Genomic DNA, 17,597 nt, shown 5'->3' on the forward strand with positions numbered 1-17,597 from the left:
TCAGTTGCTTAGTTTCTTAGCCTGAAGTTACTTGGCCTGGCTCTTAAATGCCTGCAGGGTCTGTAACAGTACCCCTAGCTTTCGTACGAAACTCTCCAGCGCCGGAGCCAGACCATCGCCTTGGCTTGGCAGCTTGGTCATCTCGTCGGCCAGCTCCTGTACATAGGGGCCGAAGCGGTTGCTGCGCGAAGTAAAGCCTTCATCTTGGGTGAAGATGGTGGTGAATTTACCGTGGCCGGCCTTCTTTAACTCATCCAGTTTGGCATCGGCGTCGATGGCCTGACGATAGGCCAACTGTAGGTTCTCTTTCAGTTGCTCTATTAGGTGACTATGTGGCATAACAGCCTCGTGTTGAAAAATTTAGCCGAATTATAAGGGGCAAGCCAGATGGCAACAAGTCGACCGCGTTTATTAACCATAGGGATTTTACTACTGACAGGGATCATGTCACTCAGCGCGATGGCCGCAGGTGATGACAAGCCGCCCTTCTATAAGATCACTTATCAAGGCAAACAGACCTATCTATTGGGATCGATTCATATCGGCCAGGCCGATTTTTACCCCATGGCGGAGCAGATCGAAGCGGCCTTTGCCAAGGCGGGCGCCCTGGCGGTAGAGGCCGATACTAATAAGGCGGATATCATGGGGCTGATCCGTAAGTATGGTTTGGCACAGGTGGCCGCCGATGCCAAGACCCTGACGCGCCTTGAAGAATACTGCCGTACCCGCAGTGAGATCTGCACCCCTATGCAGCCCTATGCTCCCTGGATGCAAGCGATGCAGTTTAGCGTGATGCGTTTCGCCGCTTTGGGTTATCAGGCTCAGTGGGGCGTGGATCAGATGTTGCTGAGTAAGAACGGTTCGCGCCCTGTGGTCGAGCTTGAGAGCACAGAGTATCAGTTTAAGCTGATGGCCTCTTTCAGCCCGCAGATGCAGTGGGATATGGTGCTCGAGGCGATAGATGCGCCGGACGAGGAGATGGTGCAGCTGATCAAGGCCTGGCGCAGTGGCGATGAGGCGGGGCTCGATGCCTTGATGCAGGGGCAGATGCTGCACGATGGCGATAAGGAGCTTATCGACAAGATGCTGTGGCAGCGTAACGAGCAGATGACGGCCAAGATCAGATCCTTGATGATGCAACAAGATGGCCCATCGCCACTGTTTGTGGTGGTTGGCGCCGGTCACGTGGTGGGGGATAAGGGCATACCCGCCAAGTTTGCAGATGTAGAAGGAGCCAAGGTGCAAAACTGTTGGCAGACGGCCTGTAACTAACCTTTCTTAAGCTCTGCACCGGTTTCTCCCGTTTGGCTATACTGTTAGGCAGGATAAACCTTGGAGAGATCTCGATGGACGCCAAGTCCATCGATGCAGGGAGGCAAGATGCAGGCAGAGGCGACCCTTTTCCCCGTTCGACCGGAATTTGAGGCGATTCCCCGCCAATGGGATTGCCGCCACGACGCCGTGGTGGCCCGGGTCGATCCCGGCAACTTCTATGTTACCGCCCACGATGAGCTGATCTTCACCCGCCTGGGTTCTTGCGTCGCCGCCTGCATCTGGGACCCCTTGCTGGGCATAGGTGGCCTCAACCATTTCCTGCTGCCCGAGCGGCAACTCCATGAAGACTGGCATCAGTTGACAAGCTATACGTGCCGCTATGGCAACTGGGCCATGGAGCAGCTGATTAACAGCATTTTGAGTCTGGGGGGCATGCGTAATCGCCTCAAGGCCAAGGTCTTCGGCGGCGCGCAGATGACGGCCACCAGTGTGCTGAACGTCGGCGAATCCAATATCAGCTTTGTGAAGAACTACCTCAAGACAGAGGGGATAGAGATAGTGAGCGAAGATCTCGGCGGGCCCTGGCCGCGTAAGGTGCTGTTTCATCCCAACAGCGGCAAGGTCAAGCTGATGCGCCTGTCACCTGAGCGGATCGCCAAGATGATGAGTGAAGAGCAGCGCTACCTGAAACAGATTGTCACCGCTCAGGGGGAGAGCCAGGTGGAGCTGTTCGATTAGTGAGCTAGCTAATTTTGCCAACGGGTGATGAAGTGAACGTAGCGCCCCAGGCCTATGTAGGCGGGGTGGGTTGAGTATTGCAGCTCCATCTCCAGCAGCTGGCTGAAATCTGAATTAGGGGGCTGGTGGGTCTTGAGATAGTCGTGGATCACCCGCACGCCAGAGGCCGTCACCAGCTCCATCTGCCAATCTGTCACCCAAGCTCGCACATCGTCGATATAGAGGGGATAGCTTGGGGTCAGGCCGACCTTCTTCTTCACCTTAAAATCTGCCGCCACATAGTCGAAGTTACCCGAGATCAGGCTGTGAAAGCGCATCGCCTCCTTGTTGTAGAACATGAGGGAAAACAGCCCCTGGGGTTTTAACAGCTGGGTCAGACCGGCCAGGGTCTGCTTGGCATCGCTGAGCCACTCGGCCACCGCATGGCAGAGGATGAGGTCGAACTGGCCAAGCTCTTCCCGGGTCAGGGATTGTATCGGTGCGTGCAGCAGTGTGATGTCCAGCTTCTCACCGCTATCATTTTCATACTCTGTAATCTGCGCCTGACCCAGGGCCAGCATCTCGCTGGAGATATCGCACAGGGTGACGCTATGGCCAAGCTTGGCCAGCTTCTGGCTAAAGAAGCCGAAGCCGCCGCCGGCGTCCAGAATACGCAGTGGCCCCTCGGGCAGTTGTGTCATGGCCTGGGAGATATCCCGCCACAGCACGGCGGCGCGGACTTCGCCCTTAGGCGTGCCGTAGATGTTTTTGGCAAATTTACCGGCTAATGCATCGAAGTTTTTGTCTTGCACTGAGTGACGCCTATGGGAAAAGCTGACTGAAATTAGGAGGGCTATTTTGCCATAGGCGGGGGCGACGCGCATTAAACAGACTTAAGGTTTAGGTAAAAAGCGTGATTTTGGGGTATACTCGCGGGCTTGCAATTTTTAGGCTGAGTAAAGTGTGAAGGGTTTGGATAGCGTGAATAAAGAAATTTGTGTTGAACTTAAGGCGATGCCGTCGCTGTTATCGCTTTATCGCAAGATCTTTTTTGGCCGAAAGCCAGGCTGGGACGAACAGCCTCTGCCCCATGTTAAGGTGACCTGTCCACAGGTGGCCGTGCGCGCCGATAAGGTCGCCCAATATGCCAAGGTGTGTGGCTTCGAGTTCGATGGCCAGCAGCTGCCGTTGACCTATCTTTATGTCATGGTGTTTCGCCTGCATGCCAGCATCTTTACCTTAGATGCGATCACCTTCCCCTTGCTGGGCATGATCCACCTGAAGAACAGTATCACCCGTTACCGCACCACGAGTGTCGATGAGCGCTATGATCTCGAGTGCGAACTGACCAGCAGCCAGATGACAGACTCAGGGTTGGAGTTTGAGCTGGTGTCTCGCGCCTTCGTTGGCGGCGAGCTGGTGTGGGAGTCGCTGTCGACCTATCTCTACCGTATCGAGCAAAGCGGCAAGCGCGCGCGTCCGCCAAAGGCGAGCCCAATGAGCTGGTCGAATCCGGTTAGCTGGGAGCTGAGTGAAGATCTCGGCCGACGTTATGCCAAGGCATCTGGCGACTACAACCTGATCCATCTGCATCCCGTGCTGTCTAAGCGTTTCGGTTTCGATCGCGTGTTGGCCCACGGCATGTGGTCTAAGGCGCGAAGCGTGGCTCAGCTGATGCCAGAAATCGGCGACAAGCCCTGTACCGTGGAGGTGGCCTTCAAGCTGCCGCTACTCATGCCGGCCCAGGTGAGTTTCGACTTCGATACCGAGAGTGCAGAAGGGTTGATGTTCGAACTGCGTGACGTCAAGGGGCGCAGGCCGCACCTGACGGGGCAGGTGAAGTTTCACGACTAAATCCTTAGAAGCTAACTCCTTAAAAGCTAATTACTCAAAAGCTAACTTCTAAAGCGCAGCCCCAGTTTTGAGATAGATAGAGAAAAGCCAGCAGATTGCTGGCTTTTTCGTTTCTGATGCAGATTTTAGCGTCCTAAGGCACACTGTGGCCGGTGGAGGCCTGCCAGATGCTAAACCACTCCTGTCTGTCGAGCTTTATCTCGCCGGCGGCAACGGCGGCGCTTATCCTCTCTGGATTGCCGCTGCCGATGATAGGCCTTGGCTGGCTCGGCAGGGCCATCACCCAGGCGTAGATGATCTGGCTGATATCGTCCGTGCCATGGTCGGCGGCTATTTTGGTTAACGTCTGGCGAAGTCGCTTGGCCTGCTCTCTCTGGCTGCTGAAGATCTCACCGCCGCCAAGGCAGGACCAGGCCATGGGCGGGCAACGATACTGCTGCGCCTGATCCAGGCTGCCATCGCTCAGGGTATGCATGGCCAGGGGCGAGATCTCCAGCTGATTGGTCACCAGGGGGCGATCCAGCCGGGACTGTAACAGGTCGAACTGAGCCGGGGTGAAGTTGGAGACGCCGAAGTGGCGCACCTTGCCGGTCTGATAGAGCTGTTCGAAGGCCTGGGCGACCTCGTCGGCATTCATCAGGGGATCTGGCCTGTGGATCAGCAGTAGATCTATCTCATCCACCCGCAGCGCCTTAAGCGAGTTATCGACGCTGGTGAGGATGTGTTGGTAGCCTGTGTCATAGTGGTTGACGTAGCGCTCAGGTGTCGAGGCGAAGGCGGGCTTGATGCCGCACTTGGTGACTATCTGCATCTGGTGTCTCAGCTCGGGCTTGAGGGCCAGTGCGCGGCCAAACAGCGCCTCGCAGCTGTACTCGCCATAGATGTCCGCATGGTCCATACAGGTCACGCCCAGGCTGAGATAGTGCTCGATCAACGCCAGGGTCTGCTGCGGTGTCTGTTGCCAGCTATCCAGGCGCCAGAAGCCGGCGATAAAGGGGGAGAATGTAAAGCTTTGCTGACTCATGGGCTGCTCCGTTTGGATTAATTTTTTCCATTAATAATCATTTTATTGATTTAGATTCATAAATCCTTAATTAATACCTTCGCCGACAATGAATAGGTTTGTAATGATCACCATTTCCTCTATATTCGCACCAGCTCGCTTTTTTTCATGCTTATTCATTGTAGGAGCGCTATATGCTGACTGACATCGAAATTTCACGCCAAGCCAGCTTACAACCCATAGAAAGCATAGCTACTGCTTTCGGGATCTTGCCCCACGAATTAAGCCCTTACGGCAGAACCAAGGCCAAGGTCGATCTGGCTATTACCAACCGAATTAAAGATAACAAACATGGTAAGTTAGTGATAGTCACGGCGGTAACGCCGACCCCCTTCGGCGAAGGCAAGACAGTGACCAGTATCGGCCTGACCCAGGGCTTACAGGCGATCGGCAAGAAGAGCTGCGCCTGTATCCGTCAACCCAGCATGGGACCAGTGTTTGGCATCAAGGGTGGCGCCGCCGGTGGTGGCCTGGCCCAGGTGGTGCCCATGGAAGATCTCAACCTGCATCTGACCGGCGACATACATGCTGTGACCAGTGCCCATAACTTGGCGGCCGCGGCCATTGATGCCCGCCTCTATCATGAACAGCGTCTGGGCTGTGAGGCCTTTCGCGAACAATCTGGGCTAGCTCCCTTAGATATCGATCCCGACAAGATCTTATGGCGCCGGGTATTAGATCAGAATGAGCGCAGCCTGCGCACCATCACGGTCGGCCTTGGCGAGGTTAACGGCCCAGTGCATCAGGGGGGCTTCGATATCAGCGCCGCCTCCGAGTTGATGGCGATTCTGGCGCTGAGCCGGGATCTTAAGGACCTGCGTGCCCGCATCGGTCGTATCGTGCTGGCGCAGAACAAACAGGGCGATTACATCAGCGCCGAAGATCTAGGTGTAGCCGGTGCCATGACTGCCATCATGAGTCAGGCCATCGCGCCGACCCTGATGCAGACCCTAAGTGGTGCCCCTTGTATTATCCATGCCGGCCCCTTCGCTAACATCGCCCATGGTAACTCGTCGATCATCGCCGACGATATCGCCCTCAGACTAGCAGATATCGTGGTGACCGAGGGGGGCTTCGGCTCAGATATGGGCTTCGAGAAATTTTGTAATATCAAGACCCGTCAGTCGGGTAATGCGCCGGATGCGGCGGTATTGGTGGTGACGGTCAAGGCGCTTAAGTCTCATAATCCTGACGCAGGTAGCGAGATGGATAAGCTCGCCGCCGGCTATGCCAACCTCAGCTGGCACATCAGCAACGTGGCCAAGTATGGCCTGCCGCTGGTGGTGGCCATCAACCGCTTCGCCGAGGATACCCAGGAGGAGCTAGAGTGGCTCAAGGCCCGCGTGCTGCAAGAGGGGGTATTTGCCTGCGAAGTCTGCGAAGCCTTTACTCAGGGGGCCGAGGGCGCGATGGCGCTTGCTAGGGCGGTGGTGCGGGCCACCGAGCAGCCGAGTCAGTTCCGTTATCTCTATGAGACCAAGCAGTCTATCGAGGCCAAGCTGCTGACCATCGCCGAGGCAGGTTACGGCGCCAGCGGCATCAGTTTATCCGACACGGCCAAGGCTCAGCTGGCTCAGCTGCAACGCCAGGGATTTGATAAGCTGGCGCTCTGTATCGCCAAGACGCCGATGTCGGTCAGCCATGATCCTAAGCTCAAGGGGGCGCCACAAGGGTTTGAGCTGCCCATCGCCGAGCTGAAACTCAATGCCGGTGCCGGCTTTATCACTGCGCTGGTGGGTAAGGTGATGACCATGCCAGGACTTGGGATACGTCCCGGTTACCTCAACATAGATATCGATGAGCGAGGCGAGATAACAGGACTGGCCTAACGCTGGTTGGTCTCTGCTCCTTGCTAAAGAGAGATAAAAAAAGCGCCTGTAGTTGCAGGCGCTTTTTTGTGAAGGGCTTTGTTATAAAGAGCTGTCTTTGAGCCCTTACTTGCCAGTCTGGTAGATATGCACGTCGCGCTGTGGAAATGGAATCGAGATATCTTCCTGATCGAAGCGCATCTTCACCGCGCGGGTGATGTCCCAATACACATCCCAGTAATCTTCCGGCTTCACCCAAGGACGCACCACGAAGTCGACCGAAGACTCGCCCAGCAGGTGTAGCTTCACCGTCGGCTCAGGCTGCTTGAGCACCTTAGGATGCTCGTCGACTATGCCGCGTAGCACCTGCTCGGCCTTCTCTATGTTGTCGCCGTAGCCTATGCCGAAGGTCATGTCGACGCGGCGCTGATGTTCCACCGTGATGTTGTTGATGGTATCGCCCCAGATCTTGTTGTTGGGGATGATCAGACGCTGGTTGTCCAGGGTCTTGATGGTGGTGGAGACTAGGCTCATCTGGCTCACCTTACCCGTTACACCCGCGGCGTTGATCAGGTCGCCCACGTCGTAGGGACGATAGATGAGGATCATCATGCCCGAGGCGAAGTTAGACAGGGTGTCCTGCAGGGCGAAACCTATGATGACACCCGCGACCCCGAAGCCGGCCAGTAGCGGCCCAAGCTCGAAGCCTAGCTGTGACAGGGCGATCATCAGACCCAGGGCAAACACTGTCTTACCCGAGAGGGAGACGAAGAAGTCTTGCAGCAACTTGCTGAATTTAAGCTTTGAGTTGCTCACCATCTTCTTGACGATGCGCTGCACCGCCTTGCCAGCCAGATGGGCAAGGAAGAGGATCAGCAGGAAGACAAACAACTTGAACAGCAGGCCCGGGCCGTTGTCCAGCGCCTGATTCTTGGCCTGGTTCCACCACTGGTCCAGCAGGTTGCTGGCCACATCGACGTTGAGCACGTCTTGGGTGATGTCCCCTGAGATGCTAAACAGGGTCTGCTTGAGGGCCGTGGTGTCCTGGCTCAGGGCATCCAGCAATTCGATCGCTACCGACAGGCTGGCGCTGGTCAGGCTGAGTCGTTCGTTGAGGTTGGTGACCAGGGCGGTCTGCTCAGCAGTGACATCTTTACCCGCCTTGGCCGCCTCATCTACCGCCAGCTTGAGTTTGTCCTGGGTGAAATGCACCAGGCTGTTGAGCATGTCTGAGCGTTTCAGCAGTTGAGCCGTCAGCTGGGTCTTGATGGCCTGGGTATCTTCGCCCAGGGCGTCCAGCCAGGTGAGGGTCTCATACTTGGCGCTGAGGATCTCGTCGCGCTGGCGATCCCGCATGGCGAGCTTATACATGACGCCTGTGTCATTGTCGCTGCCAAGCTGTTGTTTAAATTGGTCAATGTCGGCGGCGTAGTAGTTGGCCACCTTGTCGATGAAGGCCAGATGCTTCTGTAGCAGTGGTAGCAGGTTTGCCTTATCCAGCGGTTGCTGGTTCATCAGCAGCTTGAACTTGTCGTGCAGCTGATTGGCGTGCTCCTTGATACGGTACTCGATAAACTGCTTCATCTCTCCGTTGGCATTGCCTAGTTTAGCGATGTCTGAATTTATGGTCTGTTGCAGTTGAGTCAGTTCGGTCAGGGGCTGGGGTGTCTGGAGAGCTTCATCTGCGGTGGCGGGAAGATGGGCTAGGGCCATCATAGTCACCAGCGCCAGGGCTAAGTTGCGTAACATATTATCCGTCCTGTGTTAGCTAATGGCTGGGATCATAATCTGTTCCATCTGCGCTGTAAATTCACAACGCGCGGCGGCGCAATCTGATAGACTAGCACTCTTTGCCGTTATTTGAGAGTTTGTTGTGCTGTGTCCTCACTGTAGTCACCCCTTTCGCGCCCAACAGGTTGCTGCCCAGCGAGGCAAGGGGTTGGATGCTCAGATCCAATGTCCTCACTGCGAGGCCTGGCTGGGTCGAAGTGCCAACCTGATGCGATTGAAGATGTTGGGCTTCTATCTGGGGCTGGTGATGCTGGTCGTGGGCTATTTCCTACCAGAGTGGCGTAACTTGACCACGCCGGTGGCGATATTTGCCGTGATGATTCTGCTGGTGACTCATATGATGGACCACCTCAAGGTGACCCAGGCGCCGCCGAGGCAAGAGGTGGACGACAGCGAGCACAGACAGAAGTATCGCTAATGGGCGGGCTGTGAGAGTCGGTTAGATGATGATGCGCTTGAGCTAGGCCTGGCGCCCAGCTCATCAGAAATCTGATATGTGTGCCCGAGTCGTTATATGTCGACTCAGGCCTAAGCCGTTATTCGACGACCTGAACCTGAGCCTCGAGCGCCGCTTCGACGTAATAGATCCCGCCGAGAATGGCGACAAAGAAGATGGCGGTCCAGAACAGCATTTTGAAATTTTCGCGAAAAAATTCCTTCATAGAGAGCATTTCCTTTAAACCTTGAATGGTGAGAGTCGGTAGCCCAGAGCCGCCGCTCAATTTAGCTGTCATCTTAGTGTCACTAACTTAAGTCAGACTTAATTTTAGCCAATCTGGCCGTGATGTGGGCCACGCTTTGGGTCGGCGCATAAGTAAAATTTTCGAATAACTTTTGTTACATTCCAGCCTGAGCCACCGCCAATTCTGGCTTGACTTCATCACTCGTATCCCTAAACTTGGTCGGAATTTGAATGCGTCCAGTAGATCCCATGGCAATAAAGGTAAAAGGAAAAGTTAGAGGAGTGGCGATATGGCTTAGTGCTATATTGTTCTGCTTGTCTGTGCTTGCGCCTGCCCATAGCCTGGAACATCTGGACGAGGGCGCCACCACACACTGCACCCTGTGTATTCAAAAACTGCAGCTCAATAGCGTCTTGCCGGTCGGCGAGTTCAGCTTTAGCCTGCCCAGCCTCACGGTGGAAGTGCCGCTGCGAGAGCCCACGGCCCTTGCCGCCGTCCACGTCGACTACTTCCAGAGCCGCGCCCCGCCCGCACAATCGTAATACCTCAAAAACTCAAGATAATTAATACTCTGCGCCCCATTGGCGGCGGAGTCGTTTAGCTGTTTTTTGGAGAGATTATGATGAATTTCAATGCCCGCCTGTCGGCGGTTGCACTTGCCTGTGCCTGTTTGCCTAGCCTAATGCCAAGCCTAAGTTTTGCGGCGGATCCTAGCCTGACTAACCCTGCCATCAGTGCGGTGCTCGACGGTTACTATCAAAACGCCGAGCGCCCCATGTCTGAGCGTGTCGAGGGCTTTGGTCTGGGCCACACAGAGCTGGCGCTGAGCGCCAACATAGACGACATGTTCTATGGCAAGCTGACCTCGGTGATCGAGGTGCACGATGGCGAGACCGAGGTGGGACTCGAAGAGGCCTTCATCCAGACCCTGGCGATGCCCTATGGTCTGTCGATGCGCGGCGGTCGTTTCCTGTCGGATGTGGGTTACCTCAACAATCAGCATGTGCACAGCGATGCCTTCTCCGATCGTCCGGCGGCCTATCGCGCCTTCCTGGGCAGTCACTACTTCGATGACGGTGTGCGTCTGGACTATGTCGCGCCTACCGATCTCTACTGGAGCATGGGCGTCGAGGCTTTCAAGGGTGATAGCATGCGCGCCGAAGATGAACACGGCGAGCGCGAATTTAAGAGCGTCGGCGTCTACACCGCCTACACTAAGTTGGGTGGAGATATCGGCGTCAGCAGTTCCTGGCAGCTGGGTCTGAGTTATCTGCGTAACGAAAACGGTCGTCTCACCGCCCATGAGGAGTATGAAGAAGCCGTGGTGGCCGAGGATGGCCACGATCATAGCCATGCCGCCAGATACACGGGTGAGAACACCTATATGGCGGACTTCGTCTACAAGTGGGCGCCCCAAGGCAACTACAAGTATCAGCATCTGACCCTGAGCGGCGAGTATTTCCGTGTGAGCGACTATGCGCCGCTGGACGACCATGACCACGAGGCGGTTGACGATCATGATACCGCTAAGCCGGATGCCCACACGGGTTGGTATCTAAGCTCTGTGTATCAGTTCTCGCCAAACTGGTCGGCGGGTCTGCGTTACGGTCAGGTCGATACGCACCTGATGCACTATGAGCACTTCGATGCCCAGAAGCTGAAAGAGACTGAGGTGAGCCTGGCCTGGCATCACAGCCACTTCTCCACCGTGCGCCTGCAATATACCAATCAGCAAGGCACTAACTTTGACGGCATCACAGATGATAACGTCATTACTCTTCAATATGTCATGACTCTGGGGGCTCACGGTGCGCATCAATTCTAACTACTTAAAGGCTGGCGTTGCGGCGCTGGCACTGAGCTTTGCCTGTGGTGCACAGGCGAAATTGAATATCTTCGCCTGTGAGCCTGAATATGCCGCCTTGGCCAAGGAGCTGGCACCGGACGCTAAGATCTACGCCGCGACCACTGCGATGCAAGACCCCCATCAGGTGCAGGCCAGACCCAGCCTGATCGCCAAGATGCGCCAGGCGGATCTGGCGGTCTGTGCCGGTGCCGATCTCGAGGTGGGCTGGCTGCCCATGTTGCAGATGAAGTCGGCCAATGCCCAGGTGCGCTCGACCGACAAGGGGTTGTTCTATGCCGCCGAGCATACCCAGACTCTGGACCAGCTGGCTCAGGTGGATCGCAGCATGGGCGATGTCCATGCTCAGGGCAATCCACACCTGCACTTCGACCCAGAGCGTCTGCTCGAGGTGGCTAAGGCGCTGTCGGCCAAGATGGTGTTGCTGGATCCGGACAATCGCGCGGCCTACGAGTCGGCTCTGGCCGATTTCAGCCAGCGCTGGCAGACGGCGATAGCTGGTTGGCAGTCACAGGCGGCGCCGCTTAAGGGCAAAAAGGTGATCGCCTATCACACCAGCTTCCGCTACCTGTTTAACTGGTTAGGCATGGAGCAGGTGGGGGATCTCGAGCCTAAGCCTGGCCTGCCGCCGAGCACGGGGCACTTGGCCAGCCTGCAGGGGCGCGCCGGTCAGGGCGATGTGATGGCGATTATCGTCGCCTCCTATCAGGATGAACGCGGCGCCAACTGGCTCGGTGAGCGCACCGGCCTGCCGGTGGTGAATCTGCCCATGTCGGTCGGTGGCAACGATGACGCCCAGGACCTCTTTGGCCTGTACGACAGCGTTATCCACTTGTTGCTGGGCGTGAATCACTAGCCTGGTTTAGATCCGGCGCCCTCATTGGGGGGCGCCGTTGTTCGCTTTTTGGTACTCAACTATGTTTGATCTCGATCTCTTATCAATTCTACTCCCTGCCTTCGCTGCGGGGATCCTGGTGCTCTCAACCCATGTCTTGCTCGGGAGTCAGGTGCTTAAGCGGGGCATCATCTTCATCGACCTGGCGATCGCCCAGGTGGCGGCGCTGGGGGCGATTATTGCTCACACCAACCATGAGCTGGAGCATCTGCCCTATGCCACGGTCTGGATGCCGGCACTGTTTGCCCTGCTGGGGGCCGGGTTTATCGCCTGGCTGGCCAAGCGGATGGCCGACGAGCTGGAGGCGATCATCGGCTGCTTCTATGTGTTGTCGGCGGTGGCGGCCATGCTCTTGTTGTCCAACGATCCCCATGGCGCCGAGATGCTTAAGCAGTTGATGTCTGGGCAGATCCTCTGGGTGAACTGGTCACAGTTGATCCTACCGGCTGTGGTGTCTGGCCTGGTGCTGGCGATCATCGCTCTGCGCCCCGCCATACTCAATGGCGCCGGTTTCTATCTGCTATTTGCCTTAGTGATCACCCTGTCGGTGGAGCTGGTGGGGGTCTATCTGGTGTTCAGCTCGCTGATTTTGCCGGCGCTGGCGGTCAACAAGCTGCGAGGCAAGGGTAAGTGGCCGTTGGCTTACCTAGTGGGCCTGCTGGGCTATGGCATAGGCCTGCTGCTATCGGCTAGCTTCGATCTGCCTAGCGGCGCAGCGATCGTGGCGACCCTTGCGGTCAGCACGATAGCGTTTCGTCTGCTGCAGCCCAGACTATTCAGAGAAAGTTCGATTACAAAGGTCGAGGCTAACTAGAAAAGTCGATAAAAACGACGCACTTGTGAGTTGAGCGGGTAGGGAACAACAGGTTCCCGCCCGCTTTTTTCTTAGCTGCATTTGATTGCGGTGATGTTTTTCTACTGTTAATTCCATGACTTATATCGTTAACACTTGCCCTGTATCCTATCAGGCTGCTAGGGGCCTAAGACGACAGGTGTAAGTCAAAAAGCCTGCTGCTATAATGTCGCCACTGAAATCACAGGAGTAAGTTGTGCTGTTAATCTTCAGATCTCTGATCTTAGCCATCATGTTGTTGTTGGCCTTTGTCTTCGGTGGCCTCTATTGTCTGCTGCGCCCCCGTCATAGAGACAATGTCCATCTGTTTGCTAAGATTTTTTCCTGGGCCGCGCCAGTCTTGGGGGTCAAGGTGGTGGTGCGTAAACCCAAGGTGGAGCGCAGCGAGCCCTGTATCTTCCTGGCCAACCATCAGAACAATTTCGATATGTTCACCCATACGGCCGCCGTGCCAAAGGGGACAGTTAGCCTGGGCAAGAAGAGCCTGGCCTGGATCCCTTTCTTCGGCCAGATCTACTGGCTGTCGGGTAACATACTGATCGACCGTAAAAACCGTAACCGCGCCTTCGAGACCATGGCGCAGACGGCGAAGAAGATTAAAGATAAGTGCCTCTCTATCTGGATCTTCCCAGAGGGCACACGCTCACGGGGCAAGGGGCTGCTGCCCTTTAAGGCTGGCGCCTTTCATACCGCCATCGAGGCGGGTGTCGCCATGGTGCCTGTGCTGGCCTCGAATCAGGAACATATTAAGCTCAATCGCTGGAACAACGGCGTGGTGATCATCGAGGTGATGGATCCCATAGAGACCAAAGGTCTGGCTAAGTCTCAGGTAAAAGAGCTTTCTACCCGGATTCATGCCATGATGGCGGAAAAACTGGCCCAGCTTAATCAGGAAGCCAGCGCCCTGATGGCCAAGAAAGCAATTAATTAAGAACATTTTTATTCGGAGAGATCCATGTCTACAGAACGTCAGCTGCAGGAACAGAAACAGGAAAACCAGGAGATCGTGGATGCGATTCTTGCCGATGGTTCTGAGCCAGATGCCGAATACACCATAGAACACCACTTCTCGGCCTCTAACTTCGATCGTCTGGAGAAGGCGGCGGTGGAAGCCTTTAAGATGGGCTTCGAGGTGAACGATGCCGAAGAGATGGAGCTGGAAGACGGCTCAGTGCTCTTCTGTTTCGACGCCATCGCCTACCACAAACTTGACGTGGCCCTGCTGGACAAGGCCTGTGAAGATCTGATCCAGCTGGCGGCTAAGCTCAAGGTGGATTACGACGGTTGGGGCACCTATTTCATCGGCGATGAGATGGAAGATGACGACGAGGAGTATGAAGAGGAAGACTCTCGTTTCCACTAATCTTCGCGTATCTCGCACCTAACAAAAAGCCCATCATAGATGGGCTTTTTCGTATCTGTCACGGCTTAGATGTGACCCTATTCGGCTTCATCAGGATTGAAGATGACGCAGCAGTTACGCCCCTTCTGCTTGGCCTGATAGAGGGCACTGTCGGCCTGACCTAACCACTGAGCGCTATTGCTCAGATGCTCGTCTATGCCGCAGATACCGATACTCACCGTCACCTTGAGGATGGCACTCTCGAATCTCAGCTCTGAGGCCTCGATCTTTTCCCGCAGGCGGTCGGCAAAATGCAGTGCGGCCTCGGCATTGGTGTTCGACAGCACTACGGAGAACTCCTCACCGCCGTAGCGGCCGGCGCAGTCTGTGTCCCGCAGGGACTGACGCAGGATATGGGAGACATGCTGGATCACCCTGTCACCGGCGATATGGCCGTAGGTGTCGTTGATCCGTTTGAAGTGATCTATGTCGAACATCACCAGTGTGGTGGGCTCTCCGTAGCGGGCATGGCGGTCGAACTCCTTCTGCATACATAGCTGCCAGTGACGGCGGTTGTGCAGCTGGGTCAGGCCATCCGTCTGGCTCAGATGTTCCAGGCGCTCGTTGGCGGCCTTGAGCTGTAGCTTGTTGATCGCCACATCGGTAACGTCATAGATGATCATGCTGATATGGGTGATCTGCCCCGTGAGGGAGGAGAGGGGCAACAGGGTCACATTCTGGTACATGAAGTCGGCGCGGCCCGTGATGGGGCGATAGTTGCCAAACTTAAACACATAGGGGCGCTGCTCCCAGCTGATGAAGGCGCGGTTCTTGAGCAGAAACACAGACTCCATCTTCTGCTTCAGCCAGTTGGCCGGCAGGTAGTCGAACTGATCGAACAGATTCTTGCCCTTGATGGAGTTGGGTGAGATGCCGCTATGGTTCTCCATGAAGCCGTTCCACAGCTGGATGTTGTAGTCGCGATCCAACACGACCAGGCCCACCTCTATGGTCTGCACCATATCGATTAGCCAGTGGAGTTCGTTCATCGCGCTTTGGTCATATGGCATATCTTGGTCCAACTTAATCCAGCAGGTAGCCCAGCTTATAGTTAAGCGTCGGCAAAGAGTCTTCGGTAAACAGCAGCAGGAGATCGCATTGAATATCATGGCCTTCGATGCGGTAGTTGATCTCCATCGCCAGGGTGCGGGACCATTTCTCCGAGTTGTCGTGAATCAGGTCATTTACCGTGCAGTGACGTCCCAACACCACGGGATGGCTCTGGCTGAACTTCATGTGCAGCTGCTCCGAGATACCGCTGAGGAAGGCGCCGATAAGCACGTTGCCCGTGTCTATCATCACCTCGATCTCTGTGTTGGCATCCTCGGGATTTGCCAGCCCCATCAGCTTGGCCATGTCCTGAAAGGAGGAGTCGTGAAACAGCAACAGCGCCTCGCCGGCCACGCCCGCGCCGATAAAGCCCTGGCACAGGGCCGATACCGTGCTGTAGCGCTCGGTGGCCTTGAGGGTCATGGTGAGTTCGCTGACTTCCAGTACGTTGACGTTAGGGATTGGCAGCAGCACGAAGACATCCAGCAGCTTGGCCAGCAGATCGGCGGCGCGGCCCATGGCCACGTTGGCGACCTCCTGGCAGGCGTCGCGCAGATCCACTTCTATCATGGGGTTGTCGTTGTCTTGCTCCCCCAGAGCTATGGTGAGTATGCCGTATTCCTGGAGGATATTGCTGATGGCATCGGCGCTCACCGGCTTCTGAATAAAGTCCAGGGCGCCCAGGGCCTTCACCTTCTCGTGGGCCTTGATCTGAATGTCGCCGGAGACCACGATCACTAGGGCGGGCAGATCTTCCTTCTGAATCGTTTCGAGTACCTCGTAACCATCCATGACAGGCATGTTGAGATCGAGAAACACCACTTCGCCCTTGCCGGCCCTGATCGCCTCGATACCTTCGGCACCATTGTTGGCAAAGGTGATCTCGACATCCCACTCCTTGGGCAGGGTCCTGGCCATCTGCTTGCGAGCGAGTGCGGAGTCATCGCATATGAGTACGGGAATCGACATCTAGTTATAACATCCTAATCTGCCTTCATTATTAGAAGATAACACCAAATCACTTGCTTGGTGGCTAAAAGCTTCGTCCTGAGGCAGTTTTCATCGGTTTTGTCTGTGGTAACGACAGGGTTTAATGGGACTTGCAGTTGGTCTCTTTGCCGGGGCATCTACCCCAATCCCAGGCATCCAGGCCGGGTCGCCGGGTATCTCGGCGTAGGTATATGACAAGCTTTGCCCAAAGGTTATTATCTATCAGCTTGATTAACAACCGTAAACTCTTAAGTGGCAATATTTTGACGCCAGTCAAAAAACGGACTTATGTTATATCTTTTAGGGATATTTGCCAAATGTGTTACATTCCTTCTGGACTGACCAGTAGCAGAGTTTAACTGCAGCGATTGAGGAGTAAAGGAATGCAACATCCCCACGTCACCCTGACCATAGTCGAAGGCATTGCCTGGGTAGAACTGTCACGGCCGGAAAAGTACAACGCCCTCAACTATGCACTGTTCGACTCTATCGTGAAGGTGCAGAAGGTTATCGCCGGGCGCAGAGACGTGCGGGCGGTGATCCTCAGTGGCAGTGGCGGCAACTTCTGCTCCGGCCTGGATGTGGCCAGCGTGATGAAGTCACCCATGCAGGCGTTTAAGTTGCTGTTTAAATGGCTGCCGGGCAATGCCAACTTGGCGCAGCGGGTCTCCATCGGCTGGCGCCGCCTGCCCGTGCCAGTGATCTGCGTGCTCGAGGGGATCTGCTATGGCGGCGGCACTCAGATAGCCTTGGGGGCCGACATGCGTATCGCCGCGCCAGACTGCCGCCTCTCCATCATGGAGGCCAAGTGGGGCCTGGTGCCTGACATGGCCGGCCTGGTCGGCCTGCGGGAGCTGGTAGGTAAGGATGTGGCCATGCAGCTCACCATGACCGCCGAGGTGATCGATGCCGAGCAGGCCATGGCCTATGGCTTGGTGACCCAGGTGAGTGAGGCGCCGCGCGAGGCCGCCGAGGCGCTGGCCTTGCGGCTGGCGAATACCTCCCCCGATGCTAACGCCGCGATCAAGTTCAGCATCAACAAGAGTTGGCGCGCCGGTGAGCGCAGCCTGCTGGCGCGGGAATCTCTGAGTCAGGTACGTCTGCTGCTGGGTAAGAACCGGGTGATAGCCGCCCTGCGTCAGACCAAAGATCCCGAGCGGCGCTACCGGCCGCGTCAGCCCTGGTGGCGCTAACCAGAACCCTTATCGCTAAGGTCGGCGACATTGGTATGTCGCCGCTAAGCGAATGAGTCATAAGTAATTTTCAATGTGATCTGCTTCACACTCCGCCTTCCTAGGCGCGACTAAGCCCCTGAGGCTCGCTAGTATCCCGCTGCCAAATTTTTGATTAAG

19 protein-coding genes are annotated in these 17,597 nt (G+C 55.9%); 12 read left to right on the top strand and 7 right to left on the bottom strand.

What is annotated here, in order from left to right:
* Positions 1–27 precede the first annotated feature (27 nt).
* Positions 28–339: a prephenate dehydrogenase gene (locus K0I63_RS02225; RefSeq protein ID WP_144199949.1), complete on the bottom strand. Its 312-nt coding sequence runs from the start codon at positions 337–339 to the stop codon at positions 28–30.
* A 48-nt stretch (positions 340–387) separates the two neighbouring features.
* On the opposite strand from K0I63_RS02225, the gene K0I63_RS02230 reads away from it, so the two are divergent.
* Both K0I63_RS02230 and K0I63_RS02235 read left to right on the top strand, forming a co-directional pair.
* Complete coding sequence (locus K0I63_RS02230) at positions 388–1,272, top strand: TraB/GumN family protein (RefSeq protein WP_220082384.1); 885 nt, start codon at positions 388–390, stop codon at positions 1,270–1,272.
* A 108-nt stretch (positions 1,273–1,380) separates the two neighbouring features.
* The gene (locus tag K0I63_RS02235; RefSeq protein WP_220083359.1) at positions 1,381–2,013 is read left to right on the top strand and encodes a chemoreceptor glutamine deamidase CheD; all 633 of its coding nucleotides are present in this window, start codon (positions 1,381–1,383) and stop codon (positions 2,011–2,013) included.
* Between the two features lie 8 nt (positions 2,014–2,021).
* Here K0I63_RS02235 and K0I63_RS02240 read toward each other — a convergent pair whose 3' ends face one another.
* Positions 2,022–2,804, bottom strand: a complete 783-nt coding sequence (locus tag K0I63_RS02240; RefSeq protein ID WP_220082385.1) for a methyltransferase — start codon at positions 2,802–2,804, stop codon at positions 2,022–2,024.
* Between the two features lie 202 nt (positions 2,805–3,006).
* Between K0I63_RS02240 and K0I63_RS02245 the strand changes: the two genes are divergently transcribed.
* On the top strand, positions 3,007–3,846 hold the full coding sequence (locus K0I63_RS02245; RefSeq protein WP_220073900.1) for a MaoC/PaaZ C-terminal domain-containing protein: 840 nt from the start codon (positions 3,007–3,009) through the stop codon (positions 3,844–3,846).
* 133 nt (positions 3,847–3,979) lie between these two features.
* Here the strand turns inward: K0I63_RS02245 and K0I63_RS02250 are convergent, their stop codons facing one another.
* Positions 3,980–4,870: an aldo/keto reductase gene (locus K0I63_RS02250; protein WP_220082386.1), complete on the bottom strand. Its 891-nt coding sequence runs from the start codon at positions 4,868–4,870 to the stop codon at positions 3,980–3,982.
* A gap of 173 nt (positions 4,871–5,043) precedes the next feature.
* On the opposite strand from K0I63_RS02250, the gene K0I63_RS02255 reads away from it, so the two are divergent.
* Positions 5,044–6,738 carry a formate--tetrahydrofolate ligase gene (locus tag K0I63_RS02255; RefSeq protein WP_220082387.1) on the top strand — a complete coding sequence of 565 codons (1,695 nt, stop codon included), beginning with the start codon at positions 5,044–5,046 and terminating at the stop codon, positions 6,736–6,738.
* A 105-nt stretch (positions 6,739–6,843) separates the two neighbouring features.
* Here the strand turns inward: K0I63_RS02255 and K0I63_RS02260 are convergent, their stop codons facing one another.
* Entirely contained in the window at positions 6,844–8,466 is a 1,623-nt protein-coding gene (locus tag K0I63_RS02260; RefSeq protein WP_220082388.1) for a mechanosensitive ion channel family protein, read from the bottom strand.
* 124 nt (positions 8,467–8,590) lie between these two features.
* Between K0I63_RS02260 and K0I63_RS02265 the strand changes: the two genes are divergently transcribed.
* A complete protein-coding gene (locus K0I63_RS02265; RefSeq protein WP_220082389.1) occupies positions 8,591–8,926 on the top strand; it encodes a hypothetical protein in 336 nt (111 codons plus the stop codon).
* Positions 8,927–9,044: 118 nt separating this feature from the next.
* Here K0I63_RS02265 and K0I63_RS02270 read toward each other — a convergent pair whose 3' ends face one another.
* Positions 9,045–9,242, bottom strand: a complete 198-nt coding sequence (locus K0I63_RS02270) for a hypothetical protein (protein ID WP_150099935.1) — start codon at positions 9,240–9,242, stop codon at positions 9,045–9,047.
* 230 nt (positions 9,243–9,472) lie between these two features.
* Between K0I63_RS02270 and K0I63_RS02275 the strand changes: the two genes are divergently transcribed.
* The 6 genes from K0I63_RS02275 to rraB all read left to right on the top strand — a co-directional run bounded on the left by K0I63_RS02275 (position 9,473) and on the right by rraB (position 14,166).
* Positions 9,473–9,733 (top strand): ABC-type zinc uptake system zinc chaperone, encoded by a 261-nt coding sequence (locus tag K0I63_RS02275; RefSeq protein ID WP_258406159.1) that lies wholly within the window; start codon positions 9,473–9,475, stop codon positions 9,731–9,733.
* A gap of 77 nt (positions 9,734–9,810) precedes the next feature.
* Positions 9,811–11,016, top strand: a complete 1,206-nt coding sequence (locus K0I63_RS02280) for a hypothetical protein (RefSeq protein WP_220082390.1) — start codon at positions 9,811–9,813, stop codon at positions 11,014–11,016.
* Positions 11,000–11,911: a metal ABC transporter solute-binding protein, Zn/Mn family gene (locus tag K0I63_RS02285; protein WP_220082391.1), complete on the top strand. Its 912-nt coding sequence runs from the start codon at positions 11,000–11,002 to the stop codon at positions 11,909–11,911. Before K0I63_RS02280 ends, K0I63_RS02285 begins: the two co-directional genes overlap by 17 nt.
* A gap of 61 nt (positions 11,912–11,972) precedes the next feature.
* Positions 11,973–12,764, top strand: coding sequence for a metal ABC transporter permease (locus K0I63_RS02290; RefSeq protein ID WP_220082392.1), 792 nt, complete (start codon positions 11,973–11,975; stop codon positions 12,762–12,764).
* Between the two features lie 235 nt (positions 12,765–12,999).
* Positions 13,000–13,734 (top strand): 1-acylglycerol-3-phosphate O-acyltransferase, encoded by a 735-nt coding sequence (locus K0I63_RS02295; RefSeq protein WP_011864256.1) that lies wholly within the window; start codon positions 13,000–13,002, stop codon positions 13,732–13,734.
* Between the two features lie 24 nt (positions 13,735–13,758).
* The gene (gene rraB, locus K0I63_RS02300; RefSeq protein WP_220044080.1) at positions 13,759–14,166 is read left to right on the top strand and encodes a ribonuclease E inhibitor RraB; all 408 of its coding nucleotides are present in this window, start codon (positions 13,759–13,761) and stop codon (positions 14,164–14,166) included.
* Positions 14,167–14,243: 77 nt separating this feature from the next.
* On the opposite strand, the gene K0I63_RS02305 is transcribed toward rraB, so the two are convergent.
* Both K0I63_RS02305 and K0I63_RS02310 read right to left on the bottom strand, forming a co-directional pair.
* A complete protein-coding gene (locus K0I63_RS02305; protein ID WP_220044081.1) occupies positions 14,244–15,215 on the bottom strand; it encodes a GGDEF domain-containing protein in 972 nt (323 codons plus the stop codon).
* A 13-nt stretch (positions 15,216–15,228) separates the two neighbouring features.
* Positions 15,229–16,224: a response regulator gene (locus K0I63_RS02310; RefSeq protein ID WP_011864259.1), complete on the bottom strand. Its 996-nt coding sequence runs from the start codon at positions 16,222–16,224 to the stop codon at positions 15,229–15,231.
* Between the two features lie 404 nt (positions 16,225–16,628).
* On the opposite strand from K0I63_RS02310, the gene K0I63_RS02315 reads away from it, so the two are divergent.
* On the top strand, positions 16,629–17,438 hold the full coding sequence (locus K0I63_RS02315) for a crotonase/enoyl-CoA hydratase family protein (RefSeq protein WP_220082393.1): 810 nt from the start codon (positions 16,629–16,631) through the stop codon (positions 17,436–17,438).
* Positions 17,439–17,597: the final 159 nt, after the last annotated feature.

Origin of the sequence: Shewanella rhizosphaerae (genome assembly GCF_019457655.1) — a bacterium.
GTDB lineage: Bacteria > Pseudomonadota > Gammaproteobacteria > Enterobacterales > Shewanellaceae > Shewanella > Shewanella loihica.